Below are 26,981 nucleotides of genomic sequence, written 5' to 3' on the forward strand. Positions count from 1 at the left end.
AATGCGCTCTCATCATCCCGCCGGGTCGTGGGCGAGGGCCAACCATTTACGGCGACGTCCGCATCAAGCCCGGCGGCGGGCCGCGCGACGGCGTACGGCCAGGAAGAGCACGGCGCAACCGGCCGCCAGGGCCCCGGCACCGCCCACCATCAGCGGAACGGTGCTGCCGTCACCACCGGTCTCGGCGAGCGCCCCGCCCTGAGGGGCGGGAGCATTGGCCGCCTTCGCCGCCACCGCCCCGTCGCCGGACTCCTGCACCGCGGTGTGCTGGGAGTGCGCGTCGCCGCCGTGCCCGCCGTGGTCGACCGTCGACCTGCCCGCCTCCTCGGCGATCTGCTGGTCCGTGGGGGCGGACCCGGCCGGAGCCGGGGCCTCGGCTGCCGACGCCTTCCGGCCGAAGTCCACGTCGGAGCAGGTGTAGAACGCCTCGGGACTGTCCGAGCGCTGCCAGATGCTGTAGATCAGGTGACGGCCGGACTTCTTCGGCACGGTTCCCGTGAAGACGTAGCTGCCGTCCCGCAGCGTGGGGTCGGTGACCTTGGCGAACGGCTTGGCCTCCAGATCCGACCACTTCAGCGGCTTCTTCGGGTCGTACCCGTCCTTGGTGATGTACAGCTCGAAGGTGCCGCGGTGCGGGGCGGTCGCCCGGTACCGGAACGTGTGGGCGCCGGGGCCGAGCCGCGTGCCCGGCCAGTCGGCGCGCGGCAGGTCCAGGCCCTTGTACTTGGCGCGCCCGGCGCTGCACAGCTTGCCGTCCGGGATGATCCGGCGGTGGCGCCCGGCGGCGTCACCGATGTTGACCTCGTTCCAGTCGTAGAGCGGCTGGGTGCCGCCGGCCGCGACCATGGCCTTGCAGGCGGCCGAGCGGGGATGTTCCGGCCCTTCCGCGAAACAGGCCGAGACCCGGCTGACCGGGTCGGTCAGGGAACCGTGCGCGGCGGCGGTACCGGCGGGCAGCGCCGTGAGGGCGAGCGTGAGCGGGGCGACGGCGAGCGCAGTGATCCGTGCGGTCGTACGGCGGCGGGTGCGCATGGGGGATGTCTCCTTGGACGGGGTGGGGGAAGTGCCCCGCACGCACGGCGCGTTGTGTAGGGGGAGGAGCGCCGTGCGTGCGGGGCGGTGTGGGGGGTGGGTGTGGGGGAGTGGTACGGGAGGTGTGTCAGCTCCGGCGGGCGGCGAACGCCTTGGTGAAGGCGAACGCGTCCTGCCGGATCGAGCTGCACGTCGCGGACGCCGAGTTCTGCGGGCCGCCGGGACACGGCTTGTCGCGTGCCGCCGACCACATCGAGAGCCAGCCGATGCCCTTTGCACGGGCGAAGCCTGCCAGTTGCGTCGCGTCGTCGACCTTGAAGACCTCCGCGGCGACGTCGTTGACGCCGATCATCGGCGTGACCGCGACGGCCTTCCACGCCGCCGCGTCACTCAGCCCCAGCACGCCCTTGACCTGGGCGTGGGTCGCGGTGGCCGCGTCGATCGCGTACCGGCCCATGTCGCCGTTGAAGGAGGATCCGTAGTCCATCGCCATGATGTTGACCGCGGATATGGCCACGCCGTTCTTCCTGGCGTTCCCGACCAGGTCGACGCCGTCCCGGGTGAGCCCGGTGGGCATCACCGGCAGGGTGAAGGAGACGTCGAGGCCGGGGTGCTTCTTCTGCAACCGGGCGATGGCCTGGGCGCGGCGGGTGTTGGCGGCCCTGTCGGGCAGCGCGGCGCCCTCGATGTCGAAGTCGACCTTCGTGAGCTTGTAGGCGTCCACGACCTTGCCGTAGGCGGCGGCGAGTGCGTCCACCGACGTGCAGGCCAGGCCCAGCTCCGAACCGGCGGCGCCGCCGAAGGAGACCCGTACGTCCCCGCCCGCCCGGCGCAGCTTTCCGATCTGCGCGGCGACCGCGTCGCCGCCGAGGTCGGTCACGCCGCCCCACTTGGGGGTGCAGCCGCCGCCTGCGGTGACGAAGGCGAGGTTGAAGTTCTTCACCCCGGTCTTCTCGGCGGTGCCGAGCAGGTCGTAGGCGGGATAGAGGGAGGTGTCGACGTACGGGGCGAAGGACGTGCCGGCCGCAGTGGCCTGCGCGGTGCCCGTGAGCGTGAACGCTGCGTCGGCCACGAGCGCCGCGGCGATGCCGGTGCTCGCCAGTATGGCCTTGCGGCTCGGTCGTCGGCGGTGTGCGGAGGAACCCATGTGTGTGCCTGCCTGTTCCGTTCGGGGGACGGTACGAGCGGTCACGCTAGCGAGAGCGAACAGGGCAAATCGCCGAATGGCCGGGGCGGGCCCGCTTCTTATGGCGGGCTTAAGGAACCCATCGGCGGCCGTTAACGACACCCCCTATCGGCCTGCCCGGCCGCGCCGCACCCGACGGCGCCGTTCGCGGCGCCGGGGCCCGCCCCCGGTCAGCGAGAGCCACATGCGCACCTCCGCCCCGCCGAGCACCGACCGCCCGAGCCGCACGTCGCCGCCCGTCGACTCCGCGACGCGCCGTACGATGTCCAGGCCCAGGCCGGTGGACCCCGCGCCGCCCGCGCCATGGCCCCGGCGAAGGGCCGCGTCCGGGTCGGTGATGCCGGGACCCGCGTCGGAGACGAGCACGATCAGGGCGTCCTCGCTGCGGTGCACGTCCACCGCGAAGGCGGTGCCCTCCGGGGTGTGCCGGAAGACGTTGCCGAGCATCGCGTCGAGGGCCGCGACGAGTTCGGGGCGGGCGACGGGTACGCGTACGCTCGCGTCGACGCCCGCGAGCCGCACCGTGCGGCCCTCGTCCTCGGCGAGGGCGGACCAGAAGGCCATCCGGTCGCGGACGACCTCGCAGGCGTCGCAGCCCAGTGCGGGCTGGGACTTGTGGCGGCTGTCCTCCCGCGCGGTACGGATCAGCTGGTCGACCTCGCGCTCCAGCTGGGCGACGGCCGCGCGGGTCTGCTCGGCGGCCGGGCCGTCGCCGAGCGAGGCCGCATTCAGGCGGAGGACGGTGAGCGGGGTGCGCAGCCGGTGCGAGAGGTCGGCGGCAAGCTCGCGCTCGGCGGCGAGGAGCTGCACGATGTCGTCGGCCATCGAATTGAACGCGACGGCGGCGGCGCGGAGTTCGGCCGGACCGTCCTCGCGGACGCGTACGCCGAGCCTGCCCTCGCCCAGTTCGGTGGCGGCCCGCGCGAGCCGCTCGGCGGGCCGCACCAGGCGCAGTCCCAGCCGGTCGGCGGTGGCGACGGAACCGACGACCAGGCCGAGGCCGACTCCGGCGAGGATCAGCCAGGAGGTCGTGACCCCGTTGCCCACCGCGCTGTGCGGTACGTAGACCTCGACCACCGCGAACTCGCCCACGCCCAGGGCCGTGGGCTGAAGGAGGGTGTAGCCACCGGACACCGGGACGATGACGGAACGGCCGCGGCGGGCGGTCTCCACGCCACGGTGGCCGGCCCGCGAACGCCCGATGACGTACGCCTCGTGCGCCCCGGCCGCCGTGTCACCCCCGGTGCCCTCGGTGCGCGGCACGTGCACCGCCAGCCGCCCCACCTCGCCGGCCTGCGAGCTGGCGACCGCCCGTTCCAGCTGGGCACGGTCGGTGGTGATGGCGAGCGCCGGACGGATCTGGGCCGCCTGCCGTTCCGCGTCGGAGAAGGCGCGGTCCCGGGCCAGCTCCCTGACCACCAGCCCGAGCGGCACGGCGAAGGCCAGCACGACCATCACGGTCACGGCCAGCGAGACCTTGACCAGGGCCCATCTCACGCCTCCTCCGGCGCCGCCGGGGCCTCGAGCTTCACGCCCACACCGCGCAGGGTGTGCAGATAGCGCGGCCGGGCGGCCGTCTCGCCCAGCTTGCGGCGCAGCCACGACAGGTGCACGTCGATGGTCTGGTCGTCGCCGTACGACTGCTGCCAGACCTCGGCGAGGAGTTCCCTGCGCGGCACCACGATGCCCGGCCGCTCGGCCAGATAGGCCAGCAGGTCGAACTCGCGCCGCGTCAAGTCGACCGGTGTTCCGTCGAGTTCGGCCTGTCGCCGCAACGGGTCGACCGACAGCCCGCCCACCCGCAGCACACGCTCCGGCGCCGGCACCCCGGCGGCGGACACCCCGCCGCCCGCGCGGCGCAGCACCGCGGCGATACGCGCCGTCAGATGCGCCGCCGAGAAGGGCTTCACCAGATAGTCGTCGGCCCCGTCGGTGAGCAGCCGGACGATCTCCGCCTCGTCGTCCCGTGCGGTGGCCACGATGACCGGAACGTTCGTGATGCCGCGCAGCATCTTCAGCGCCTGCGCCCCGTCCAGATCCGGCAGGCCGAGGTCCAGGATCACCGCGTCGAAGCCTACCTGGGCCACCTCGCGCAGCGCCTCGAGAGCGGTGCCGACGCTGCGCACGGTGTGCGACGCCTCCGTCAGCTGCCGGATGAGGGCGGAGCGGACGAACGGGTCGTCCTCGACGACGAGCAGTTTTGCCATGCGCCGCACCGTACGCCATACGGGTGAGGCACCATGTGCCGGATGAGACGAGGTGTGGTGCACGCCCTGGCCTGGGCGGCAGCGACGGGCGCCGCGACGGCGGTGTGCTGGTACGGGGTGCGAACGGTCCTGACGGGCACGGCGTACGAGCCGCCGCGCGCCCTGCCCATCTCCCGCACCGCGGCGCCGTCACCCGGCGGAATATCGTCCCCCGCCTCCGCCGTCCGCGTGCCGGAGCCGAGCCCCTCCTCGCCGCCCGGCCCCCTGGGGCCCCCGTCCGCACGGCCTGCGACCGCGGAGCCCCCGGCGGCCGACGCGCGCGCGTCCTCCGAGGGTGCCGGGGTGAAGAGCTTCCCCGTCAAGGGCGGGAGGGTGGTCTTCGACCTCGGCAGGGCCTCGGCCACGCTCGTCTCGGCGACGCCGGACGAGGGCTGGCAGATGCGCGTATGGACGCAAACCGCCTGGATCCGCGTGGACTTCGTGGCCGGAGTGGCGACGACGTCGGTGTTCGTCACGTGGAACGGCCATCCGCCGCAGGTGCAGGTCGTGGAGAACTGACCGCCCTGCCGGGCGGACCCGGGGCGGCGGCCGGGCCGGGCCCGTCGCCGGTCGTGGTTCTGCGCCTTCAGCGTTCTGTGCCTTCAGCGCCTTGTGGCGCCGTGCGGGCGCGCGAGCAGGAGGTCGGAGATGCGGGAGACGACCGCATCGTGGTCCACGTCGCCGTGGTCGGCGGCGAGGAAGTGCTTGCCGATCGCCATGCAGAAGGCCATGATGCTCCGGGCCTCGACCTCCTCCGGGTCCGAGCAGAAGCTGCCGAACAGCTCACGTGCGTACTCGATGCGCCCGTTGTCGACACGGCGCAGCCGCTCGGCGACTGCCTCGTCGCGCCGCGCCCAGTCACGGATCGCGAGGTCGATCGGCAGCAGGCGGGAGTTGGAGAAGGTGAGCTGGCCGGCCCGCTGGAGCTTCGCCCGTGCGTCGCCGCCCTCGCGCTCGACCTGGGCGCGTACCTCGTCGACGCTCTCGCGTTCCCAGCTGTCGAGCATCGCCTCGAGCAGCGCGGTGCGGTCGGCGAAGTACCCGTAGAACCCGCCCTTGGTGACGCCGAGCGCCCGGGCAAGGCTTTCGATCCGGACGGCGTCCGGGCCGCCGGCGGCCAGCGCCAGCAGGCCCTGCTCGATCCAGCTGCTGCGTGGGGTGCGTGCGACGGCGGGCATGCCCTCAGTATCGCGGATGACCTCGACGAAGTTCCCCGGAGGTCTGGCGCCGAAGTATACGGTCCCGTATATTTGATGGTGTGTTCGGAAGTCACCGGGCGATGGCGCCCGTACCGACGACGAGAGGAGGTGGCGGGATGACGGTCGGCTTCGTCGGCGTGCACTACCCGCAGCCCGCCCATTTCGACGACTTCATCACCCGCGTGCAGCAGGCGGGTGAAGTCCTGCGGTCGATGCCCGGATGCCTGTCCGCCGAATGCTGGGTCACGGCCGAGGGCGACGCCGTCGTGTCCACGGCCCGGTTCGAGTCGGACGAGGCTCTTGCGGCATCGTTCGCGGCCGCCCGCGAGGCGGGCGTGGACTTCGCCTACGACGAACGCGAACGGCTTCCCCGGCAGGTCCTGAAGCTCGACCCCCGGTAGCGGGGAGGCCGGGCGTGGTGCACTTGCGCGTTCTCGGCAAGGACGACTGGCCGCTGTGGCGGCAGGTCCGCCTTGCCGCGCTGACCGAGGCGCAGCACGCGTTCACGTCGCGGCTCGCGGTCGTTCCCGGCAATGCACCCGCTGTTGAGCTGTACCGGCGCAACGGTTTCCGCACCACGGGGGAGTGCGGGGACCTGTTGCCGGACGGCGTGAGCAGGGAGCACGTGATGGCGAAGCGCGTCCCGGACCGGGCTGCGGAGCCTGCCGCAGCTAGTCCCTGTGCCCGTACCGGCGCAGCGCCCAGCCGGGCAGGCCGAACCAGCACAGCACCAGCCAGGCCACCACCGCGCCCACCAGCCAGGGCACGGCCGTGTTGTGCAGCGCGATCCGCAGGATCAGCAGCAGCGCCGAGGCGACCGTCGCCAGCAGCAGTACCACTCCGACCAGGGTCAGCCGCGCCGCCCAGGCGACGGTCTGCTGCTTCAGCCGGTGCCCGCTGACGATCCGGTGGAAGGAGACCGGGCCCACCAGGGCCCCGGTGGTCGCCGCGCCCAGCACGACCGTGACGACGTAGAGCATGCGATCGGTACTCCCGAGCGTGGTGAACCGCGGGGTGAAGGCCACGGTCAGCAGAAAGCCGAAGAGGATCTGCACACCCGTCTGGGCGACCCGCACCTCCTGGAGCAGCTCGCTCCAGCGCCGGTCCGCCCGCTGGTCCGGGGACTCGTGCCGCCCGTCCCGCCGCTGCTCCCCGGCCTTCCCGGGGTCCGCCCCGGGAGTTCCGTCCGCAGACATGCCGTCCTTCCGCGCCCCGGGTCAGCTCCTGCCCAGCGCCCGCTTCAGCTCGGCCTTGTTCATGTGCGAGCGGCCTTCGATGTTCTTCTGCTTGGCCTCGTTGTAGAGCTGCTCCTTGGTCGGCCCCTCGGCGCCGGAGTGCGAGCGCTGCCCGCCGCGCTTGGAGGACGGCATGTCCTGGAGCGAGGTGCGGCTGGCCGTCTCGGACTCGCCCGCGCGGGCTCGTTCCTTGTTGACGGTCCGGGACGCGATCTCCTCGGCCCGCTTCCTGCTCTCGCCGCGCTCGAGGGCGCTCTCCTTGATGTGCTCGTACTGACGCTCGCGCTTGGAGCCGGCTCCCCTGGGCATCCGTTTCTCCCTCTTCTCCTCTGTCCGGGTACATGGCCACCGTGGCACCCGAGGCACCGTGCCGCAGGGCGGGGACGGCCGATCGGGGCGCAAGCCGCCCCTCACGACAGGCGCCCGTCCGCGAGTCGGGTCATGGTTGACGGGGCGCACGGACAGGCCCGGTCGATCCGCCATGGAGGGTGATGTGCCGAAGGGACCCGAGGGGTACGACGCCGGGCCGTACGTGCCCGAAGGGGCCGGCCTGCGCGCGCTGCGGGATGCGGCGGCCTCCTGCCACGGCTGCCCTCTGTACCGCGAGGCGACCCAGACGGTCTTCGGTTCCGGCGACGCCTCCGCACGCATGGTCCTGGTGGGCGAACAGCCGGGCGACCAGGAGGACCGGCAGGGGAAGCCGTTCGTCGGCCCGGCCGGGGGCGTCCTGGAGCGGGCCCTCGGCGAGGCGGGGATCGACTCCGCAGGGACCTATGTCACCAACGCCGTCAAACACTTCAAGTTCGAACCGGCGCCGCATGGCAAGCGCCGGATCCACAAGGCGCCGGACCTGAGGGAGATCGGTGCGTGCAGACCGTGGCTGGCGGCCGAGCTGCGCCTGATCGACCCCGAGGTGGTCGTCACTCTCGGTGCGACGGCCGGGAAGGCGCTGTTCGGCTCCTCGTTCAGGGTGGGGCGGCAGCGCGGTGTGGCGCTGCCTCTGCCGTCTCTCGACGGCGCGGGGGAGGAGGGGGAGGGCGTGCTGGTCGCCACCATTCACCCGTCCGCGGTGCTGCGGGCCACCGACGCGGACCGTGCCGAGATGTACGCGGGGCTGGTGGCGGACCTGAGGGTCGCCGGGCGGCTGCTGGGCTGACGCCCGCGACGGGCGTGGCGCAGGGGCTTCGGCGCCGCGTCACAGTTCCCGCAGGGCCGGGAGGAGTTCGGCGGCGGCCCATTTGAGGTACTCCTCCTGGTGGTCGCCCCCGATCTGGACCAGGGCGATCTCGGTGAACCCCGCCTCGGCGTAGGGCCGTACGGCTGCGACGAAGTCCTGCACGTCCGGGCCGCACGGGACGGCCCGGGCCACGTCGTCCTCAGTGACATACCGCGAGGCGGAGGCGAAGGCGATGTCGTGGGGGAGTTCGGAGAGCACCGGCCAGCCCAGTGCGAACCAGCGGAACTGGTCGTGGGCCCGGGCGACGGCCGCGCCGCGGTCCCGGTCGTAGCAGACGGCCAGCTGGCCGATCCGGGGCTTTCCGGCACCGCCGTGGCTGTCGAAGCACTCGAGGAGTTCCCTGCGCGGCTCGGTGGCGATCACCAGGTCGGCGAGGTGCCCGGCGAGGCGGCAGGAGCGCTCGCCCGAGACGGCGATGCCGATGGGCGGGGCCGGGTCGGGCAGGTCCCACAGTTTCGCGTGGTCGACGTCGTAGTAGGGGCCGTGGTGGGTGAGCGTCCGTCCCTCGAACAGCGCCCGGATGATGGTGACGGCTTCCGCCAGCTTCTCCTGCCGGACGCTGATCGAGGGCCAGCCACCGCCCACCACGTGCTCGTTGAGGTTCTCGCCGGAGCCGAGGCCGAGCCGGAAGCGCCCCCGGGAGAGGGCCTGGACGGTTGCGGCCTGCTGGGCGACCACGACCGGGTGGTAGCGGGTGGTCGGGCAGGTCACGAACGTCATCAGCGGGATGCGGGAGGTGGCCTGAGCGGCGGCGCCCAGCACGGCCCACGCGTTGGGGCTGTGCCCCTGGGAGGCGAGCCAGGGGAAGTAGTGGTCCGAGACCACCGAGAAGTCGAAGCCTGCCTTCTCGGCACCCGCCACGTGGGCGACGAGATCCCTCGGTCCTGCCTGCTCGGTCATCATCGTGTAGCCGATTTGCACCATGAGATCCGGTTTTCCCCACGGTGCCGGGGGAAAACCGGATCTCACGGGATCGGGGCCATGGGTGCCCTAATGGCGGGAGTGGGGCGTGCCGGAGGCGGGCGCCTCCTGGGCGAGGAGCACCCGGCGCAGCAGACCGGAGAGCTGCCGGCGCTCGTCGGGGGTCAGGACGCCGAGCAGCCGGTGCTCCTCGCGGCCGACCACGTCCAGCGCCGAGCGCCAGGCCGCCCGGCCTGCCTCGGTGAGTTCGACGTCCACCCGGCGGCGGTCCTCGGTGGAGGGCGTGCGGACCACGAACCCCCGGCGTTCGAGGGCCTCCAGGCGGCCGGTGACGGAGGCGGCCGCGAGGCTGAGGTCGTCGCGCAGCTCGGAGGGTGTGGCGCACCCGCCGCGGCCCGCCAGCTCGTGCAGGGTGTCGAACTCGTGCTTCTGCAGGTCGTAGTCGGCGACGCCCTGTTCACGGACCCGGCCGAGGTGACGGGAGAGCTTGAGCATCCGCACGACGGCGCCCTCGATGTCCGGGTCGAGGTGGGGCAGCACCGGCAGCCAGCGCTCGACGTGGCCGTCGGTCCAGTCGCGCAGTTCGTCCGCTCGCCGCTCGGGGTGCTCCATGGGTTCGAGTCTAATCGGCGATCGCTCGGTGCCGAATATTTCGTTGCCGAAACTTCGGCGCCGAAATAAAGTGCCCGTCGTGACCCAACATCCCTTGAGACTCCGGGACTTCCGCCTGCTCTTCATCGGCCGGACGGTCTCCACCCTCGGCGACGCCGTCGTCCCCGCCGCGCTCGCGATCGCCATCACCCGGGCCACCGGGTCGTCCGGGGCGCTCGCCCTGGTCCTGGGCTGCGCGATGGTGCCCAGGCTGCTCCTGCTCCCGCTCGGCGGTGTGGTCGGGGACCGCTTCGACCCACGGGTGGTGGCACTGGCCACCGATCTGGTACGGGCCGTCGTGCAGCTCTTCGTCGGCGCCGAACTGATAGGCGGGCAGCCGCGACTCGCGCACATCGCCGTGGCCGAGGCGGTCGGCGGTATCGCCTCCGCCTTCGCCATGCCGACCGCCACACCGCTGGTCGCGGCCACCGTCCGGGGCCCGCAGCGGATGCGGGCCAACGCCCTGCTGGCCTCCGTCGGCAACGCGGCCCGGCTCGGTGGCCCGGCCCTGGCCGGAGTGCTGGTCTACACGGCGGGGGCGGGATGGGCGTTCGTCCTGGACGGAGTCTCCTTCCTGGTCAGTGCCGTGCTGCTGACCCGGATCACCATCCGGCACAGCCCCGCCGAACGCCGCTCCCTGCTCGCCGACCTGACCGAGGGGTGGACCGAACTGCGCTCGCGGGACTGGTACTGGACCAGCCTGATCGGCCATGGGGTCTGGAACGGTGCCAGCACCGTCCTGCTCACCCTCGGCCCGCTGATCGCCACCCGGCGCCTGGGCGGGGACGGCGTGTGGATTGCGATGACCCAGGCCGGGGCGGTCGGGGTGCTCGCCGGTTCGCTGATCGCCGGCCGGGTCCGGCCCGGCCGCCCGGTGTTGCTCGCCAACCTGGGCCTCGCCCTCTACGCACTGCCGCTGCTCGCCCTCGCCGTGGCCGCCCCGGCACCCGTGACGGTCGCCGTGTACGCCCTCGCAATGACCGGGCTCGGCTTCCTCAGCCCGGTGTGGCAGACGGTGGTGCAACAGGAGTTCCCGGCCCAGGTGCTGGCGCGGGTCACCTCCTACGACTGGCTGCTGTCGCTGGCGGCCGCGCCGCTCGGCTACACGTTGGCGCCGCTGGCCGCCGACGCCTGGGGCACCGCCACACCGCTCGTGGTTGCGGCCGCCCTCGTGGCGCTCGCCTGCGCGGGCACGGCGGCCGTGCCGGGTGTCCGCCGCGTGGGCCGGGGCGGGGCGACGGAGGGCGAGGAGGCCGATCGGCTCCCAAATGACGAGGGCGAACGGGCTGGTGAGGAGGCGGCCGGGTCGGCCCGCCCCCGCGGCCCGCTGCCCCGGGCGGCCGAAGGCCCTCAGTGACGGATCCGCCGCCGGCGCTGCCGGGGCGAGCGTGCGTGTGCGTACCGACGGGCCAGCTGCCGACGCTCCAAGGCATCGGTCCCGCCCCACACTCCGATCGTCTCACCCATGCGCAGCGCCCAGTCCAGGCACTCCGCTTGCACCGGGCAGCGGCGGCACACCTTCTTGGCCTCTTCCTGCTGCGCTCCTCCCGGGCCCGACGGCCCGACGGGGAAGAAGAGTTCGGGATCCTCGTGCGTGCATGCTGCGTGCTGCAGCCACGCCATTTCGGTCACCTCCTGTTCCGGTCGCGTAGCCGCGGCTACCCGGGCTTCCGGCGGGAAAACCGGAGGGACTTCAGTCGGGGCGGGCGGTGCACGCGGGTCGCACCCGTGATGTGGCTGTCCTCACGTGCACCCTGATCTGTACGGAGCCGTATGAATGGGTTTAGCCTTGATCCATACGGCATCGTATAGACAGGGGCCCGATCATGAGACTCCCCACAACCGCGCACACCTCCCGTCCCTGGCGGATCCACGAGATCGCCGGTGACTTCCGCCTCGAGGACGTATGGGCGCTACCGACGCCGGGCGGTCCGGACGACCTCCCCTGGCTGATACGGCAGTTCACCGAGCCCGACGGCAACGGAGGACCCCTCTCCTCCGCCGTGCCGCGCCTGCTCTTCGCGATCCGCTGGAAGCTGGGGGGACTGCTCGGCTGGGACAAGCCCGACGCGGGCGTCGGAACCCGGGTGCGGACGCTGCGGGACCGGTTGCCGGAGGACCTCCGTGAGGGGCCCCAAGGGCCCGGCTTCCGCGAAGGCCCTTTCACTTCCCTCTACCAGACGCACGACGAATGGGCCGCCGAGATGGCCAACCGGACCGTGCACGCAGTGATGCACATCGGCTGGGTCCCGGACGGGGCCGGCGGCTACCGGGGCCAGATGGCCGTCCTGGTGAAGGCGAACGGCCTGTTCGGCGCCCTGTACATGGCGGGGATCAAGCCGTTCCGGTACCTCGGGGTCTATCCGGCGATGCTTCGGGGGATCGGACACAAGTGGCAGGCGGGTGCCGCCGCCAGGAGAGCGGGCTGAGCGGATCGGCGGCGGGCGCGTCCGGACAGTTGCCGACCCATGGAGCCCCCGACGTCTCGTGCGAGGATCACTTGGTTGTATGCGCTGGTTCCGGCTGTGAAAGGTGACTGTGACTATGTACGCGATATCCCTGGGCGACGACGGTGCCGAGCTGCGCCCGCTCGAGCCGTGGCGGGCCGAGGAGTTCCTGGAGCACATCGACCGGGGCCGGGAGTTCATCGGACAGCACATCGCGCTGCCGGACCACGCCACGGACCTGGAGTCGAGCCGCTCGTACCTCCGGTCGTACGCGGAGAAGGCCGCGGCCGACACCGGCCGGATCCACGGCATCTGGACGGACGGCAAGCTGGTCGGCGGGGTCCTCTTCCGGACGATGGACATCCCGAACGGCACCGCGGAGGCGGGGTGCTGGCTGGAGCCGTCGGCGGTGGGCAGGGGGCTGGTCACCCGGGCCGCGCGCGTGATCATCGACTGGGCCTTCGAGGAGCGCGGCATCCACCGAGTGGAGTGGCACGTCTCGTCGGCCAACGAGCCCAGCATCGCGGTGGCCCGGCGGCTGGGGATGTCGAAGGAAGGCGTGCTGCGGGAGAGCTATCCGTACCGGGGGAAGCGGTGCGACATGGAGGTCTGGTCCGTCCTCGCGCCGGAGTGGCGGGCGGCCGAGAAGGCGAAAAAAGATTGCAGGTAGGGGTACCGGTTCGATAGATGTTGTCGCTGCACCCACGCCGCCAGGGCCGGGGCACACGACAGAGAGAGGAGGGGCAAGGCCATGACCACCCAGACCATCGCGCTTGTCTCCTCCCGGGGTCCGTACCGCATCTGACCCCGGAGCGGACGGGCGCGCCTTCAACCGGAGCGTGCCTTCACCGTGAATACGAACGATACGAACGATGCGAACGACCTGACCATGCGTCCGATCGCCGGACGCGAAGAACTCGACCTTTTCTCCCGACTTCCCTATGTCCTCAACGGGGAGCTGGCGAGCGACCTCGCCGACGGCCGCCGACGTCCGGAATGGATGTGGGTCGCCCTCCAGGGCGACCGGCTGCTGGCCAGGGCTGCCTGGTGGAGCCGCGCAGGAGCGGACGCCCCATTCCTCCTGGACATCCTGGATGTCGACGACAGTCTCCGGGACCGCGACCGCGTGGATATCGGCGAGCGGCTCCTGCGCGCTGCGACGGCCGCCGTCGTCCCGGACGGATCCCGTCCGCCCGAGTACAGCCGCTTCGTCCCGCCCGGGTGGCGCGAGAGCGCTGCCGACAGGCAGGCCGTCCACGACCGCATGACGGTACTGGAACGCACCGGCGCCCGGCTGTTCGTCGAGCGGCTCCGCCTGGAGTGGCGCCCGGAATCCCCGGTCCCCGAGCCGAGCGGGCGCCTGGCCTTCCGGCCCGTCCAGCACGCCGAAGAGCTGCTGACGCTCATGACCACGGTGCTGGACGGAACGTTCGACGCACACAGCCGCGACGACCTCACCCGGATGCCGGCGCGCGAAGCGGCGGTCCGACACTACGAGGACGAACTCGCGCGCTACTCCAGCCCGAGGGACTGGTGGCGGATCGCAACCCTGCCCGGAGGGGAGCCGGTGGGGTTCGTGATCCCGGCGCGCAACAACTACAACCCGATCATCGCCTATCTCGGCGTTCTCCCCGAGCACCGCGGCAAGGGCTACATCGACGACATCCTCGCCGAGGGCACGCGTGTCCTCGCCCGGCAAGAGGTTCCGCGTATCCGGGCGTCCACGGATCTCGGCAACGTCCCCATGGCGAATGCCTTCCGGCGCGCCGGATACGTCAATTTCGAGCGCGAGATCAATATGACCTGGGGCTGACCGAGGGTGGCGGGGCGTGGCTCACGGTAGCCACCGGCCCCGCTCCTCAGGGTTGGCCGCCCCCTCCGGGCGCATCCGCATAGCTGCGCCCGGCCAGGTCGGGGTCGATGTCGAGGAACTGGTGGCGCTGCTCGGCCAGCCCGGGCACGTGCTGCTGGCAGGCGCGCAGCTCGGCGATCCGCAGCTCGAGCGTCAGCCTGTTCAGCTCCTCGGCCTGTGCTGCCCGCTGCTCGGCGTCGGGAAAGCCGTTTCCGGATGCCTCCGGTGTCCTGGAAGGGCACATGGCGATCTCCTTCTCCCGGACGGTCCGCATCCCATCGAACCTCCGGGGCATCCAAGGCGCAAATGAGGCGTGCGCGTCATGTGATTCGGTGCCTGCGGTGAGTGATGGTGAAGGGGGTTGGGTGTGAGCCCGCCCATGAGAGCCAGGTCACCTACGAGGGCGGGTCGTGGGTGCAGGATCGGCTCAATTCGGACATTAGGGATGGGTTTGGTGGGGGCCTCGATACGACGTTCGGTCGTAGGTCACACCTTTGCCAGGGGCTTTCGCCGCCGCTAACAATTGCGGAGTCGCATGGCGCCGTGGACCGAGAAACGGCGCTCTCTTTGCGCCAATGGCGGCCTCTGCGACGTAAGCGATGGGAAGGTTCCTGCTCCGTTATGCGCTCTGCTTATACCGCTCTGCCCAAGACCCACAAGCTGTCCGCTGCCGGCATTGTTGCTGCTGGTGCTGCCGCTGTCGCGTTTGCGGTGGTGCCGCAGGCGTCGGCCGCCGACCACAGCACTGCGGTGAAGACGGTGGCGTGGAACGCGGAGGCTTTCGGTGAGACGCAGCAGGCCGAGCTGGCCAAGGCCACCGACGCCGCCGCCACCCAGGCCAAGGCCGATGCCGCCGCGAAGGCGAAGGCGAAGACGGATGCCGGGCGCGCCAGCCGCTCCACGGAGCGCAAGGCCTTCAAGCCCGCCGCTCCGGCTCCCAAGCAGTACGCGGACAACCTGGACGGCTGGATCCAGCAGTCGCTGGACATTCTGAAGGCCAAGGGCATCCCGGCTTCGTACGAGGGCATCAAGCGCAATGTGATGCGTGAGTCGACGGGTAACCCGAACGCGATCAACAACTGGGATGTCAACGCTGCTGCGGGTATCCCGTCGAAGGGTCTGCTGCAGATCATCGACCCGACGTTCAAGGCGTATCACGTCGAGGGCACGTCCTGGAACATCTACGACCCGGTCGCCAACATCACCGCGTCCTGCGCGTACGCGGCCGACAAGTACGGCTCCATGGACAACGTCAACTCCGCGTACTGACACAGCCGGGGCAGAAACCGGAACAACTGATACATCCGCCGTGTGGGGCGGGGCTTCCTCGAGAAGCCCCGCCCCACATGCCGTGGGCGCGGCCACAACGCCGATGTCAGACCCGGCTGGCATGATCCTTTGCCATGTCACACGGAAACACGGTCGGCCTCGCTCAGATAACCGCTCCGCACCACGTCACCCCCGAACTCCGGCGGCAGCTCATCGACTGCTGGATTGCGGTCACCAACTCGGGCGGCGCCGCCGGCTTCCCGTTCCCGCCCGTCCGGGACGACGAGGTCGCGCCCGTCGCGGACAAGCTCCTCGGCTGCCTCGCCCCGCAGCACAGCCGCCTCGTCGTCGCCAGGTCCGGCGAAGACCTGGCGGGCTGGGTCGTCCTCAACCGCGCCCCCGACCGGCTCATCGGACACTGGGGCACGGTCAACCACCTCCAGACCCACCCCGACCACCGCGGACGTGGTGTCGGCTCCGCCCTCGTGCATGAGCTGGAGAGGATCGCCCGGGACGAACTGGAGCTTGAACAGCTGCACCTCGCGGCACGGGGAGGCGAGGGGCTGGAGGGCTTCTACGAGCGACTCGGATGGCGCGAGGTCGGCCGCTGGCCCGGAGCCCTCCGCCTGGCACCCGGAGACACCCGTGACGAGGTGCTGATGAACCTCTCCCTGCTCTGATCGTTGCAGGCCCAGCAGCGGGGTGGTCCCGATGGGCAGGGGTTACGCGGCGGCGATCGGCGACACGATGGCGTACACGTCGCCGATGCGCTCGGTGTACGGCGGGGTCGTCCAGGCTTCACGGCTCTGGACGACCGGAACGGACACCAGCGAATGAGGCTGACGGTACTCGGCGGTGTAATTGCCGTTGCCTTGCACGGCCGGGACCTCCACCAGCGGCGTGCCGCGCTTCTCCAGCAGACGCCGCAGCTTCTCGAAGCTCAGGTGACGGCCGAACCGTCCGTACCGGGCCCGGAGGGTCGCGTTGGCCAGGGATCCGCCCCAGTACGCGAGGCTTCGCACGCGCAGGGTGAAGTGGTGGCCCGTCCATGGCTGATCGGGGGAATCCCGGATCCAGTGGAATTCGACCAGTCCGTAGTCGCGCGACATCGTGCAGTCGTCGAGGGAGTTCTCAGCGAAGTCGGACCCCAGGACCGCGGTGACCTGATCGGGATCGGCCGTCGGCTCCAGGCCGAGGAGCGTGCCGGTGGTCACGACGTCGATGTAGAACGCGAGCGAGTAAGGGGTCAACTGGTCTTCCCTTGAGCAGTGGAAAGGGAATCACTGTACAAAGGCTGTCCGAGCCTGTCCCTTCCGGGCGGAAGGCGGCCCGTCTACGGCAAGTGCGCGAAGACGTACCGCGCATCGCGCTCGGTGAACGAGTGCGCCAGCCGACGCCCGTAGCCCGCGGCGGCCTCCGCGGCCGGTACGTCGCGCGAGGTCCAGCCCATGTCCGACAAGCGGCCCGCCGGTGCGGGGCGCTGGTCGGTGTGGAACAGAGTGGTGACGGCGACGCCGATGGTGCGAACGCTGTGGGCCACTGCGGATTCGTCCAGCGATGCCGTTATGTTGCCGATGGTCTCCACCGCAAGCCGACTGCCGGGGGCGGAGAGCCGGTGGATTTCCCGGAACAAGTCCTCCTCCGCCTCTGCCGGGAGGTAAGGCAGCAGGCCCTCCGCGAGCCAGGCGGTGGGCCGGGTGCGGTCGAAGCCGGCCGCTTCCAGCGCCGCAGCCCAGTCGTCCCTCAAGTCGACTCCCACCGGCCGGTGTTCGCAATCCGCGACCGCCCCGTGCTCACGCAGGACGCGCAGTTTGAAGTCCAGCACCAAGGGCTGGTCGATCTCGTAGACCACGGCCTGCTCGGGCCAGCGCAGCCGGAAGGCCCGGGTGTCCAGCCCTGATGCCAGCAGCACGGCTTGCGTGATGCCTGTTTCGACGGCCTCCCGGAAAAAGTCGTCGAAGGCCCGGGTGCGCACTGCAACGTATGCGGCGGTGTCCGGCCAGTACGGGCGTACAGCCGACGCCTCGGCCTGGGTGGTGGGCAGCTTCACCGCCGGCCGCGCCGCTTCGACGAAGCGCACCGCGTACGGGTCCCTGGCCAGGGCGTCGGGCCGGCTGGTCTCGACCGCTCGGGCGGCCGCCACCGCCAATGCCGTCATGCCGACGCCCGACACGATGTCCCATTGCTGATCTGCGCTCACGCATGCCTCCCAGTGGTGAGGTGAATTCCGCCCGCCTGTAAAAATCGGTTCGATCTTCCCAGTCTCGGGTGCAAGCAGGCCCGGGACAATGGGAATTCCCCGCCCCTGCTCCGTGTTGTGCGTGTGCGTGAGCGCCCGTATCCCCGTGCCCCTGTCCGTCCTCGACCGTTCCCGTACCCGCCAGGGCCGCGATCCCGGCGAGGCGCTGCGCGAGACCGTGCGGTTCGCGCAGGAGGCCGAGGCGCTGGGGTATCACCGGTTCTGGGTGTCGGAGCACCACAGCGTGCCCGGAGTCGCCGGGTCCGCGCCGACCGTGCTCGCCGCTGCCGTGGCCGCCGCAACCGCGCGGATCAGGGTCGGTACGGGCGGGGTGATGCTGCCGAACCACCGGACGCTGGTCGTCGCGGAGCAGTTCGGCGTGCTGGAGGCGCTCTTCCCGGAGCGGATCGACATGGGGCTGGGGCGGTCCGTCGGCTTCACGGACGGGATCCGCCGCGCGCTGGGCGCCGAGAAGGAGGCGATGGGGGACTTCGAGGGCCGGCTCGCCGAGCTGGGGGAGTGGTTCGCGGCCGGGGCGTCCGCGTTCCCGCAGGTGCACGCCCGGCCCGCCGAAGGGCTGCGCCTCCCCGTGTTCGTCCTGGCCAACGACGCCGGGGCGGACATCGCGGCCGAGGCCGGCGCGGCCCTGGTGATCGGCGGCCTGAACGGAACAGACGCGACGGCGGCTGCAATCGAGCGTTACCGGAAGGGCTTCCGGCCCTCAGCCTGGTGGGACCGGCCTTACGTCGTCGTCGCGGGCAACGTCGCCGTCGCCGGGACGGCCCAGGAGGCTGCGCGGCTGTTGGTCCCCGAGGCTTGGGCAGCAGCCTACTCCCGTACGCGCGGAGTCTTCCCGCCCCTCACCCCCGCCGAGGACATCGAGGCCCTGGCCATGACCGAGCGCGAGCGCGGCTACTACGAGGCGGCACTGCGCGGGCACATCCACGGCACGGAGGACCAGGTTGCCGCGGAACTCGGTGCCCTGGTGGAGCGGACAGGGGCGGACGAGGTGCTGGTCACCACGAACAGCTACGACAGGGCCGCGCTCCTGGATTCCTACCGGCGCCTGGCGCGCCTGGCAGCCGGCCCGGCCCCGCGCGCGTCGGTGTGAGGTGCCCCGGCGGGGCGGGAGTCCCGGTGCCGCTGCGGACCGCCGCTTCCCGCCGGGGCGCACGTCACCGGGCCTCGCTCCGCTGCCCGGTCACGACCGGCGCCCCCTGCACGGGCACCGTCGCCTCCCGGTACTGGGCGCGCTGCATCTCGTACAGCGTGCGGAAGGCGCCGCCGGGGACGGCCAGCAGCTCCTCGAAGGTGCCGCTCTCGCGGACCTCGCCGTTCTCGAGGACGTGGATGAGGTCGGCGTGCCGGACGGAGGCCAGGCGGTGCGTGATGAGGACGACCGTCTGCCCGCCGTCGGCGAGCATGCGGATCTGGTCGAACACCTCGAGTTCGGCCTTCGCGTCGAGGGCGGAGGTGGGTTCGTCGACGATGAGGACGTCGGCGTCGCGGTAGCGTGCGCGGGCGATGCCCAGGCGCTGCCACTGGCCGCCGGAGATCTGGTGCCCGCCCTTGTAGCCCTTGGAGAGCAGGGTGTCCCAGCCGCGCGGCAGCCCGGCCACGACCTTGTCGGCGCCCGCCTGGGCCGCCGCCTCCTCCAGCGCCTTCGGATCGTCGAGCGGGTGCTGCGGCCGGCCGATGGCGACGTTCATCCGGCAGGTGAACGGCCAGCGGTGGAAGTCCTGGCCGACCATCGCGATCCTCGACCACAGCTGGGCGCGGTCCAGGTCGCGGGCGTCGACGCGGCCCCAGCGGATGCTGCCGCTGTCCGGCTGGTACAGGCCCGCCAGGAGTTTGGAGACCGTCGTCTTCCCGGAGCCGTTCTCCCCGACCAGCGCCACGATCTTGCCCACCGGGATGTCGAGGGTCACGTCGTTCAGCGCGGGCCGCCCCGCCTCCCGGGCGTCCTCGCCGTCGGCGGGGTAGTGGAAGGTGACGTTCTCGAAGCGGATCGGCGGCAGGTCGTCGGGTACGGGGACGCCGCCCGCCGGGATGGTGTACCGCGCCGCCTCGCGGAAGAGTCGTTCGAGGTCCTGCACGTAACAGGCCTCTTCGTAGAGGTTGTTGACCTGGAGGACGAGGGTGGTCAGGCTCTGCCCTCCCGTGCGGATGGCCAGCACGGCGGTGCCGGCCACGGACAGGGCCATCACGCGGGTGGCCAGCAATACCCCGAGCGCGCCGTAGGTGAGGGCCGCGGCGATGCCGGTCAGCGCGGAGGCGGCCAGCCGGACGCGGGCGCGGCTCACGGCCAGGCGGGACTGCTCGGCCTCGGACGCCTCCGACATGCTGCGGAAGTGCTCGAGCAGGAACGGCCCGACGTCGTGGACGCGGATCTCCGGGGCGGGCCCGGTGCGCATGAGGGTCTGGGTCAGCAGCCGCCCGGCCCGCGAGTGCTGCATCCACCGCAGGTAACTGGCGTAGCGCGCCCGCGCATTGCGCAGTGACGCCCACGAGCGGGGCACGGTCATCAGCACGAGGAGCGGCAGCAGCACGGGATGCAGGACGGTCAGCACGCCTGCCGCCGCCACGAAGCTCACCAGGGAGCCGACGACCCCGGTGCACGCGCTGACCATGCGCCGGGCCGCCGAGGCACCGTACTGCGCGGAATCCATGAGGCGGTTGAAGTCGGCGTCCTCGATCGCCGACAGCTCGACCCTGATGACGTGCGCGAGGTACATCTCGGTGGCCACCCGCTCGACCTTCGGCTCCAGCCGGCCCGTGCCCGACGTCGAGGCCGACGTGGCCAGTGCACCGACGATGCCGGTGACGGCAACGCCGATCATGGCGGGGATCGCGGCCTGCACGCGGTGCTGGACCGTGCCGGCCGACAGCACGGTGGCCAGCACGCTGTTGACCGCGATCAGACCGATGGCCTGACCGACCCCGCGGATCAGCTCACCGGCCCCGACGGTCCACAGGGAACGGCGGTCGGCGCGCGCGGCCAGGCGCACGGTGAAGGCGACCAGGCGGGGCAGCTGCAGCGCCATCGCCCACAGGGACATCGCGAAGAACGCGTTGTGGTGCTCGGCCCACCGGGCGTCGTACAGCAGCGGACCGCCGAACAGCAGCTGCTCCGACTCGGATCCTTCGCCCGTCTCCGGTTCCGCGGCCGTCCCGGTGCGTCGGGGCTTCATGCCGTGCCTCCTGCCGTCGTGATCCAACCGTGAGTGGAGAGCAGTGCCCCGGCGCAGAACTCGGCCAGTACCGAGGCCGCGTGCGGCGTACAGCCGACGGGCGGCCGGGCGGGGTCGGCCCACACCAGTCCGGGGCCGCCCGCCGTCCGGGGGCGGGGGTGGCCGGTCCACTGCTGGGCGGTGAACACCACCCCGAGCCGGGTCGTCCCGCCGGGGGTGCGGTGATGGGTCAGGTGGCAGAACTCGAGGTCACGGTGGTCGACACCGACCCCGGCATGCCGGTGGATCTCGCGTACGGCCCGGTCGGTCACCGGCTCGCCCTGCCGCAGGGCCCCGCCCGGCGCGGCGAGCAGGGCCGAGGGATGCCCGGGGCGGCGGACGAGCAGGACGCGGCCGTCGCTGCGATGCAGGAGGATCGTCACGTCGACCGGGCAGGCGTAGGGCTCGTGCGCACTGCTCATGAGGGCTTCCTCTCCGGGGCCGTGCCGCGGTCCGGGCGGGGCGAGGCCGGCAGGGGACATTCGAACGGCAAGGGCGCCTCCGTGGCGGTCCGGTGACGGTCGTGGCGGTGATGCACTGCTCCTCCTTGTTGACGGGCCGGATCGGACGAGTGATCGGAAAAACGACCCCCGATGGGGGTCGTCACGGCCTCTCAAGGGCGTTCTGTCGTGCGGGAATTCGAGAAGGCGTCAATCGGCCCGCAATCACGGGGCGGGCGGCCCGGCGTCCGGTGTGCGATTCACCCGGCCGTGGCCGCTCACCCGATCCGGGACTTGTGTTGCTCATGGAAACGGCAGGCCGCGGCCCCTCGCCCGGCCCTCTCCGGGGCGGCGGGGACGACGGCTTTGCAGACGGCCGGGTGATCGCCGACACGGCGCCCGCCGCGTATCGGGACAACCCCTCCTGCGCAGCACGGAAGCAGTACGGAATGTGACGAAGACGACTCCTCGTGGGCCACCGGCGCGGTGACCGCGGACGGGATCCCGCTGTGCCACACTTCGGCTACTCGACACGGGCAACAAGCCAACAGGGGGCGTGCGGTGAGCACGGAGATCTACTTCGCCAACAACTACCGGGACATGTGCGAACGGCACGGCACGGAAGCCGGTTTCCAGTTCGAGTTCCACTGCTCACGCTGCCTCGACACCTGGCGTACGCCCTTCGAGCCCTACCGCGGCGGCCGCCTCGCCGGCTGGCTCAACCGGGGCATCAGCTCGGCCTCGGGCCTGCTCGGCAGCGTGGGCACCGGGATATCCAGCGCCGCCGACGGGCTGGCCGGCTCCGGCTGGGGCGGCGCCCGCGACGCCTCCTTCCAGCGCGCCGTCTCCGCCGCCCAGGGCCACTTCAACCGCTGTGCGCGCTGCGCCTCCTATGTGTGCGGCCGCTGCTGGAACCCCGGCGAGGGCCTCTGCTTCCACTGCGCCCCGGACACCGCGGCCGAGGCGATGGCCGCCCAGCGGCGGGGCCTCAACGACGCGGTGTCCCAGGACGCGTACGACGAGGGCAGGCGCCGGAGCGAGGGGTACGACGCACGCACCCCCCGCCAGCTGGTCTGCCCCCAGTGCCGCGCCGAGACGCACGGCGGCCGGTTCTGCCCGGGCTGCGGCGTCGAGCTGGGCCGGCACACAGCATGCACCGGCTGCCGGGCGCAGCTGCCCGAGGGGGCGGCCTTCTGCCCGGAGTGCGGAAAGCGGTGCTGAGACCGGCCCGGAGGACTTGAGGAACTGACGTGCATGCGCGGCCTGGCCTTCGAGCAGGGCAACCGGGACTGGTGCGAGCGCGCGATCGCGGTACTGCGGGAGCGGCAGTCCGCCCGCACCCGCCGCTGAGCATCACCAGAAGGCGGATGCACCACCGGACGCCCCGTCTCCGCTCCGTGCACCCGCCGTTGGCCGATGGCGGGCGGTGATTGCACGCCAAAGCCGGGTATGCATCACGCCTCCCTTCGAGCGAGGAGATGGTGCGACGGTGAGCGAGAAGAAGGCTCTGAATGTCGGCCCGTCAGCTGTCGAGGTGGCCTACGAGCGCTTCGGTGCCCCCGGGGCGCCGCCGGTGCTGCTGCTGATGGGCGGCGGAGCACAGATGATCCACTGGCACGAGGGGTTCTGTGCCGAACTGGTCGGCCGCGGCCTGCAGGTGATCCGCTTCGACAACCGCGACAGCGGCCGGTCGTCACACATGCACGACGCACCGATGCCCGACCTCCAGGCCGCGCTGGCCGGTGACTTCTCGTCGGTGTCCTACACGCTGTCGGACATGGCCGCCGACACCGTCGGCCTGCTGGACGCCCTCGGGCTCAAGAGCGCCCACATGGTCGGGGCTTCGATGGGCGGCATGATCGCCCAGACGATCGCCGTCGAGCATCCCGACCGGGTCCGGTCGCTGACCTCGATGATGTCCACCACCGGTGACCGCGCCGTGGGCCAGGCCGACCTCACCGTACTGGCCGGGATCGGGCCGCAGCCGGAGGACCGCCCGAGCTACGTCGAGTGGTACGTCCGGGCCATCCGGGCGATCGGCTCCCCCGGATTCGAGTTCGACGAGGCCGGGGCGGCCGACCGGGCCGGACGCGCCTACGACCGGGGCCACGACCGCCTGGGCATGGTGCGCCAGGCCGTGGCCTGCGTGGCCTCGGGAGACCGCACGGCACGCCTGCGGTCCCTCAAGGTGCCCACTCTGGTGATCCACGGTGCCGACGACGTCATGTGCGACGTCAGCGGCGGTCGGGCCACCGCCGCGGCCGTCCCCGGCGCCGAACTGGTCGTCATCGACGGCCTGGGCCACAACATCCCCCGAGAACTGTGGTCCAGGATCGCCACGCTGATCGCGGACCTGGTCAAACGCGCCGAGGAGCCCCCGCTCGGCAGCTGACCTGCGGCGAGTCCCGGCCGGCGGCGTCCGGGTCGTCGGGCAGGGCCAGGAGGAACCCGGCGGCCCCGTCGGCCAGACGGCCGTAGGGGTTGAGCCCGCCGAGTTCGACGGCGCCGGTGGCCACGCCGAGGAAGGCGCGCCTGACGGCCCACCCCGCTGCGGGAGGGAGGGCGTAGCTGCGGACGAGGGAGTGGTTGACGTCCATGACCAGCTGCTCGTCGACGTGGTCGGAGGGGAGGGGCCGGCTTCCGTCATGGCCCACGACACAGTCCTGCCAGATGCGGCCGATCAGTTCGCGCAGCCGGACGATGTGCGGCAGACAGGCCGGATCCTCCCCTCGGTCTGCGAGGGCCGACTCGAAGAGGCGGCCCCAGCGTGCGGACAGGGCGCGGAGAGCCGCCGGGTCGTCGAGGCCGTCGCAGTCCAGCAGCACCGACTCGGCAAGGGCGCGGCAGGTCTGCTCCGTTCCGTCGGCGCATGAGCCGGAAGGGCCCGGCAGCGTCCGTCGCACGATGCGCCGGGCGAGTTCGGCGGCCTGCGCCTGCGGAGCGTCGTCCACGCCGGGAGGGGCGCTCCACAGGGGCGTCCACTGGGGCGAGTGCAGGACGTTGCCGTCGGCGAGGACGGTACGGGCGGGGGCACGGAGCCGTGAGCCGGCGGGAGGCCGGGCGTAGGCCAGGGCGGTCGCGTCCCCGGCGGCGGTGAAGGCGGCCAGTTGCCGCCTGACCATGAAGCGCGGGGTCAGGAGGTAGAACAGGCAGGCCCCCATGGCCATTTCGGCGGCCTCCTCGTGGCCGACGTCTCCGCAGCCGCAGTCGAGGGCGTCGTCGGTGACGCGGGCGACGGCGTCGCCGTAGCCGAGGACCGCCCGGCCGCCCCCGCCGGCCAGGGCCAGCAGCACTTCGTTGAAGGACTCCCCGTTCGCCGAGTCCGCGACGATGTCGGGGATCTCGTCGTAGCGGATGACGCTGTCGAGCGCCCGCTTGATGCGACCGCACCGGTCGGCCGGCCTGTAGGTGCCCAGGCCGTCGGTGAGGTGCTGATAGGGGGCAGTGGCCAGCGGCCAGCGGTAGTAGGGGACGAGTCCGCCGTCCCACCACCGGGCCCGCAGGAACTCGTGGGGCGACACCGGCCCGCCCGCCGCCCGGATGAAGTCCTGCGGGTCGCGCACGGCATCGGCCATGACCGCCAGGGCCTCCCGGTTCTTGATGACGGCGTTGACCACCACCACGTCCCGCAGCCCCTGCGCGGCGGCCGCACCCCCCAGGCAGGCGAGACCTTCGCTGGCGGCCTCGATGTACACCTGATGGCTGCCGCCGCCGGCATCGTCGGGAGCGTCGACGTAGTCCGTGGCCGTCATCAGGCAGGAGGCCGAGCCGCAGGCGTCGAGGGTGCGGATGTCGCCACGGATGAGGCATGCGGTGAACCAGAGCAGGATGAAGTCCCGCACCGCCAGCGGCACCGCGTGCCGCGGACAGTCGGCCCTCCGGGTGCAGTACTCGTCCAGGATGCGGTCCACCTCACCGCCCTTGCGGGGCGCGACGGCCTGCAGGGCCGCCAGCCGCTCCCGCTGCGGGGCCCACAACCGGCTGCGGATCGTCGCCTCCACGACCAGGGCCGTCGCGCCGAGGGGGCTGGACAGCACGCCTGCGGCGAATTCGCGGCCGAAGGCCGTGTCCAGGACCCTGCGGGCCAGCCTGTCTCCCGTGGCGCAGGTCGGCATGCGGGGCGATTCGTACGGCACGTAGGACGGCTCCCGGACCAGGTGGACGGGGGCCGCGGGTTCGGGTTGGCGGTGGATCTCGTTGCCGAGAGGTTCCAGGAGTTCTGCACAGCCGGTGCCCAGCAGACCGCAGGCGGCGGCATCCCACACGTCCACCGGGACGTCGCCCATCAGCCGTCGGCAGCCGATGGTGTGGGGGTCGGGGCGCAGGCTCAGAAGCGATGACATGGGAACTGCCTTTTCCTTGTCGGAACCGGGTGTTGCGCGGCGGCTTGGCCCGCTGTCATGACCCGGACGGGCCTCCCGCCTCCGCCGGGTGGCGGGCGGCGAGGCGCATGCGGAGTTGGCCGGGAGCCATGATGGGTTTCCTGGCGGCCCGGACCGGGCGGTCGGACAGGAGGGTGAAGCGCCAGCGGGAGGTGAGGGTGGCGAGGGTGAGGGTGGTGTGGGCCATCGCGAACCGGTCGCCGATGCACTTGTGGGCGCCCGAGGCGAACGGCAGGAAGAACGCCGGGTCGGGCGGTGCACCGCACCAGCGGCCGGGATCGAAGCGATCGGGATCCTCGTAGAGGTCGGCCCGGCGGTGGATGAGGTAGGGGCTGTAGACGAGCACAGTGCCCGCCGGGAGGTGGAAGCCGCCGAGTTCGGTGTCCTTCGTGACCGTGCGGGTCATCAGCCACGCGGGCGAGCACAGGCGCAGGGTCTCGGTGACCACCCGGCCGGTTTCCTCGAGCGCGGGCAGGTGCGCGTACGAGGCGGGCTTGCCGCCCAGGACGTGGTCCACCTCCTCGTGGACGGCCGCCTCGGCGCGCGGATGCCGGGCCAGCAGGTACAGCGCCCACGACACGGTGGTCGCCGACGTCTCGGTCCCTGCTGCGAAGAAGGTCATGGCCTGGTCGGCGAGTTCCGTGTCGGTCAGGGTCCGGCCGGGGCCGTCCTCGCTGCCGGAGTCGACGGCACGCAGGAGGGAGGAGAGCAGATCGCCGTGATCGGTGTCGTCGCCGCGCCGTGCGGCGATGACGTCGTCGACGGTGCTGCGCAGCCGTGACCGTGCCCGGTCGTAGCGACGGTTGGCGGGGAGGGGGGCCCGGCCGAGGAACGCCGGCGTGACCATCCGCCGGAACACGCCCGCCACAATGGTCTCCAGGTCGGCGACGGCGCGGTTCAGTTCGGCAGGTCCCAGGGAAGTGGCGCACATCGTCCTCAGCGCGACCCTCGCCGTCAGCGTCGTCATCTCACGGGTCACGTCGATGGTCCGGCCGTCGTGCCAGCTCCCGGCTGCGGCTTCGGCCGACTCCTCCATCACCGCCGCGTAGGCGGGGAGCCGGTTCGGGTGGAAGGACGGCTGGCACAGGCGTCGCTGGCGTCGGTGCCGACTGTGCGGGCAGGTACCGAGACCGTCACCCAGTACCTCACGGGCCTGCTCGAACAGCGGCCCGCCTCTGTCGAACGTGCGGTCGTCCAGAAGGACCTGCCGGGTCAGGACGGGATCACACACGACCACCAGCGGACGCGACCCGAGATCCAGCCGCACCAGATCGCCGTGGGCGGGGAGGGACGAGACGAAACCCGGGGGATCGCGGACCAAGGACAGGACATGCCCGAGCAACGGCAGGGACCCGGGCACCGGCGGTACCGACACACGACTGCTCACGCGGACTTCCTTCCGCGGCGACCCTGCC

The 26,981-nt window shown here is 71.9% G+C and carries 28 protein-coding genes and 2 pseudogenes; 13 read left to right on the plus strand and 17 right to left on the minus strand.

The genetic code is table 11. The annotated features are described in order from the left end of the window. Positions 1-63: 63 nt before the first annotated feature. The 4 genes and pseudogenes from AC1Z4A_RS31115 to AC1Z4A_RS31130 all read right to left on the minus strand — a co-directional run bounded on the left by AC1Z4A_RS31115 (position 64) and on the right by AC1Z4A_RS31130 (position 4,425). Complete coding sequence (locus AC1Z4A_RS31115) at positions 64-1,032, minus strand: lytic polysaccharide monooxygenase auxiliary activity family 9 protein (protein ID WP_483683221.1); 969 nt, start codon at positions 1,030-1,032, stop codon at positions 64-66. Positions 1,033-1,159: 127 nt separating this feature from the next. Further along, positions 1,160-2,080 (minus strand): annotated as a pseudogene (locus tag AC1Z4A_RS31120) (chitinase); the annotation flags it as partial. Between the two features lie 243 nt (positions 2,081-2,323). Beyond that, entirely contained in the window at positions 2,324-3,715 is a 1,392-nt protein-coding gene (locus tag AC1Z4A_RS31125; protein WP_483683222.1) for a sensor histidine kinase, read from the minus strand. After that, entirely contained in the window at positions 3,712-4,425 is a 714-nt protein-coding gene (locus AC1Z4A_RS31130) for a response regulator transcription factor (RefSeq protein WP_483683223.1), read from the minus strand. The genes AC1Z4A_RS31125 and AC1Z4A_RS31130 overlap by 4 nt, the downstream gene beginning before the upstream one ends. A 42-nt stretch (positions 4,426-4,467) precedes the next feature. Between AC1Z4A_RS31130 and AC1Z4A_RS31135 the strand changes: the two genes are divergently transcribed. Next, positions 4,468-4,983, plus strand: a complete 516-nt coding sequence (locus AC1Z4A_RS31135; protein WP_483683224.1) for a hypothetical protein — start codon at positions 4,468-4,470, stop codon at positions 4,981-4,983. Between the two features lie 83 nt (positions 4,984-5,066). Here AC1Z4A_RS31135 and AC1Z4A_RS31140 read toward each other — a convergent pair whose 3' ends face one another. After that, complete coding sequence (locus AC1Z4A_RS31140; protein WP_483683225.1) at positions 5,067-5,642, minus strand: TetR/AcrR family transcriptional regulator; 576 nt, start codon at positions 5,640-5,642, stop codon at positions 5,067-5,069. A gap of 137 nt (positions 5,643-5,779) precedes the next feature. On the opposite strand from AC1Z4A_RS31140, the gene AC1Z4A_RS31145 reads away from it, so the two are divergent. Next, entirely contained in the window at positions 5,780-6,064 is a 285-nt protein-coding gene (locus AC1Z4A_RS31145) for an antibiotic biosynthesis monooxygenase (protein ID WP_483683226.1), read from the plus strand. Positions 6,065-6,334: 270 nt separating this feature from the next. Here the strand turns inward: AC1Z4A_RS31145 and AC1Z4A_RS31150 are convergent, their stop codons facing one another. Continuing rightward, the gene (locus AC1Z4A_RS31150) at positions 6,335-6,859 is read right to left on the minus strand and encodes a DUF6328 family protein (RefSeq protein WP_483683227.1); all 525 of its coding nucleotides are present in this window, start codon (positions 6,857-6,859) and stop codon (positions 6,335-6,337) included. Positions 6,860-6,880: 21 nt separating this feature from the next. Next, positions 6,881-7,207 (minus strand): plasmid stabilization protein, encoded by a 327-nt coding sequence (locus tag AC1Z4A_RS31155; protein ID WP_483683228.1) that lies wholly within the window; start codon positions 7,205-7,207, stop codon positions 6,881-6,883. A gap of 172 nt (positions 7,208-7,379) precedes the next feature. On the opposite strand from AC1Z4A_RS31155, the gene AC1Z4A_RS31160 reads away from it, so the two are divergent. Then, complete coding sequence (locus AC1Z4A_RS31160; RefSeq protein ID WP_483683229.1) at positions 7,380-8,054, plus strand: UdgX family uracil-DNA binding protein; 675 nt, start codon at positions 7,380-7,382, stop codon at positions 8,052-8,054. Between the two features lie 39 nt (positions 8,055-8,093). Here the strand turns inward: AC1Z4A_RS31160 and AC1Z4A_RS31165 are convergent, their stop codons facing one another. Beyond that, positions 8,094-9,059: a TIGR03557 family F420-dependent LLM class oxidoreductase gene (locus AC1Z4A_RS31165; RefSeq protein WP_483683230.1), complete on the minus strand. Its 966-nt coding sequence runs from the start codon at positions 9,057-9,059 to the stop codon at positions 8,094-8,096. Positions 9,060-9,125: 66 nt separating this feature from the next. Continuing rightward, entirely contained in the window at positions 9,126-9,668 is a 543-nt protein-coding gene (locus AC1Z4A_RS31170; RefSeq protein WP_483683231.1) for a MarR family winged helix-turn-helix transcriptional regulator, read from the minus strand. 79 nt (positions 9,669-9,747) lie between these two features. Between AC1Z4A_RS31170 and AC1Z4A_RS31175 the strand changes: the two genes are divergently transcribed. Further along, positions 9,748-11,064: an MFS transporter gene (locus tag AC1Z4A_RS31175; protein WP_483683232.1), complete on the plus strand. Its 1,317-nt coding sequence runs from the start codon at positions 9,748-9,750 to the stop codon at positions 11,062-11,064. Here AC1Z4A_RS31175 and AC1Z4A_RS31180 read toward each other — a convergent pair. After that, a complete protein-coding gene (locus tag AC1Z4A_RS31180; protein ID WP_483683233.1) occupies positions 11,058-11,330 on the minus strand; it encodes a WhiB family transcriptional regulator in 273 nt (90 codons plus the stop codon). The two genes, AC1Z4A_RS31175 and AC1Z4A_RS31180, sit on opposite strands and share 7 nt — an antisense overlap. A gap of 203 nt (positions 11,331-11,533) precedes the next feature. Between AC1Z4A_RS31180 and AC1Z4A_RS31185 the strand changes: the two genes are divergently transcribed. The 3 genes from AC1Z4A_RS31185 (at position 11,534) to AC1Z4A_RS31195 (ending at position 13,967) form a co-directional block, all read left to right on the plus strand. Beyond that, positions 11,534-12,136, plus strand: coding sequence for a DUF2867 domain-containing protein (locus AC1Z4A_RS31185; RefSeq protein WP_483683234.1), 603 nt, complete (start codon positions 11,534-11,536; stop codon positions 12,134-12,136). A gap of 115 nt (positions 12,137-12,251) precedes the next feature. Continuing rightward, positions 12,252-12,824, plus strand: a complete 573-nt coding sequence (locus AC1Z4A_RS31190; RefSeq protein WP_483683235.1) for a GNAT family N-acetyltransferase — start codon at positions 12,252-12,254, stop codon at positions 12,822-12,824. 219 nt (positions 12,825-13,043) lie between these two features. Then, on the plus strand, positions 13,044-13,967 hold the full coding sequence (locus tag AC1Z4A_RS31195) for a GNAT family N-acetyltransferase (RefSeq protein WP_483683785.1): 924 nt from the start codon (positions 13,044-13,046) through the stop codon (positions 13,965-13,967). A 46-nt stretch (positions 13,968-14,013) separates the two neighbouring features. On the opposite strand, the gene AC1Z4A_RS31200 is transcribed toward AC1Z4A_RS31195, so the two are convergent. Next, entirely contained in the window at positions 14,014-14,250 is a 237-nt protein-coding gene (locus tag AC1Z4A_RS31200) for a hypothetical protein (protein ID WP_483683236.1), read from the minus strand. Positions 14,251-14,627: 377 nt separating this feature from the next. Between AC1Z4A_RS31200 and AC1Z4A_RS31205 the strand changes: the two genes are divergently transcribed. After that, positions 14,628-15,275 (plus strand): transglycosylase SLT domain-containing protein, encoded by a 648-nt coding sequence (locus AC1Z4A_RS31205; RefSeq protein ID WP_483683237.1) that lies wholly within the window; start codon positions 14,628-14,630, stop codon positions 15,273-15,275. 134 nt (positions 15,276-15,409) lie between these two features. Further along, positions 15,410-15,955 (plus strand): N-acetyltransferase family protein, encoded by a 546-nt coding sequence (locus tag AC1Z4A_RS31210; RefSeq protein ID WP_483683238.1) that lies wholly within the window; start codon positions 15,410-15,412, stop codon positions 15,953-15,955. A gap of 42 nt (positions 15,956-15,997) precedes the next feature. On the opposite strand, the gene AC1Z4A_RS31215 is transcribed toward AC1Z4A_RS31210, so the two are convergent. Further along, complete coding sequence (locus AC1Z4A_RS31215; RefSeq protein ID WP_483683239.1) at positions 15,998-16,525, minus strand: hypothetical protein; 528 nt, start codon at positions 16,523-16,525, stop codon at positions 15,998-16,000. A gap of 83 nt (positions 16,526-16,608) precedes the next feature. Then, a complete protein-coding gene (locus AC1Z4A_RS31220) occupies positions 16,609-17,475 on the minus strand; it encodes an SAM-dependent methyltransferase (protein ID WP_483683240.1) in 867 nt (288 codons plus the stop codon). A gap of 88 nt (positions 17,476-17,563) precedes the next feature. Between AC1Z4A_RS31220 and AC1Z4A_RS31225 the strand changes: the two genes are divergently transcribed. Next, on the plus strand, positions 17,564-18,625 hold the full coding sequence (locus AC1Z4A_RS31225; RefSeq protein ID WP_483683241.1) for an MsnO8 family LLM class oxidoreductase: 1,062 nt from the start codon (positions 17,564-17,566) through the stop codon (positions 18,623-18,625). Between the two features lie 64 nt (positions 18,626-18,689). Here AC1Z4A_RS31225 and AC1Z4A_RS31230 read toward each other — a convergent pair whose 3' ends face one another. Together AC1Z4A_RS31230 and AC1Z4A_RS31235 are read right to left on the minus strand one after the other, a co-directional pair. Continuing rightward, positions 18,690-20,705, minus strand: a complete 2,016-nt coding sequence (locus AC1Z4A_RS31230; RefSeq protein ID WP_483683242.1) for an ABC transporter ATP-binding protein — start codon at positions 20,703-20,705, stop codon at positions 18,690-18,692. Further along, the gene (locus AC1Z4A_RS31235) at positions 20,702-21,166 is read right to left on the minus strand and encodes an NUDIX domain-containing protein (RefSeq protein WP_483683243.1); all 465 of its coding nucleotides are present in this window, start codon (positions 21,164-21,166) and stop codon (positions 20,702-20,704) included. Before AC1Z4A_RS31235 ends, AC1Z4A_RS31230 begins: the two co-directional genes overlap by 4 nt. A gap of 579 nt (positions 21,167-21,745) precedes the next feature. Here AC1Z4A_RS31235 and AC1Z4A_RS31240 point away from each other — a divergent pair. The 3 genes and pseudogenes from AC1Z4A_RS31240 (at position 21,746) to AC1Z4A_RS31250 (ending at position 23,576) form a co-directional block, all read left to right on the plus strand. After that, positions 21,746-22,405: a zinc ribbon domain-containing protein gene (locus AC1Z4A_RS31240; protein WP_483683244.1), complete on the plus strand. Its 660-nt coding sequence runs from the start codon at positions 21,746-21,748 to the stop codon at positions 22,403-22,405. A 24-nt stretch (positions 22,406-22,429) separates the two neighbouring features. After that, positions 22,430-22,534, plus strand: a pseudogene (locus tag AC1Z4A_RS31245) (PadR family transcriptional regulator); the annotation flags it as partial. A gap of 139 nt (positions 22,535-22,673) precedes the next feature. Next, on the plus strand, positions 22,674-23,576 hold the full coding sequence (locus AC1Z4A_RS31250; RefSeq protein ID WP_483683245.1) for an alpha/beta fold hydrolase: 903 nt from the start codon (positions 22,674-22,676) through the stop codon (positions 23,574-23,576). Here AC1Z4A_RS31250 and AC1Z4A_RS31255 read toward each other — a convergent pair. Both AC1Z4A_RS31255 and AC1Z4A_RS31260 read right to left on the minus strand, forming a co-directional pair. Beyond that, positions 23,542-25,527, minus strand: a complete 1,986-nt coding sequence (locus AC1Z4A_RS31255) for a hypothetical protein (RefSeq protein WP_483683246.1) — start codon at positions 25,525-25,527, stop codon at positions 23,542-23,544. The two genes, AC1Z4A_RS31250 and AC1Z4A_RS31255, sit on opposite strands and share 35 nt — an antisense overlap. Positions 25,528-25,582: 55 nt before the next feature. Then, entirely contained in the window at positions 25,583-26,953 is a 1,371-nt protein-coding gene (locus AC1Z4A_RS31260; RefSeq protein ID WP_483683247.1) for a cytochrome P450, read from the minus strand. Positions 26,954-26,981: the final 28 nt, after the last annotated feature.

Source organism: Streptomyces sp. 17_S59 (genome assembly GCF_056930295.1).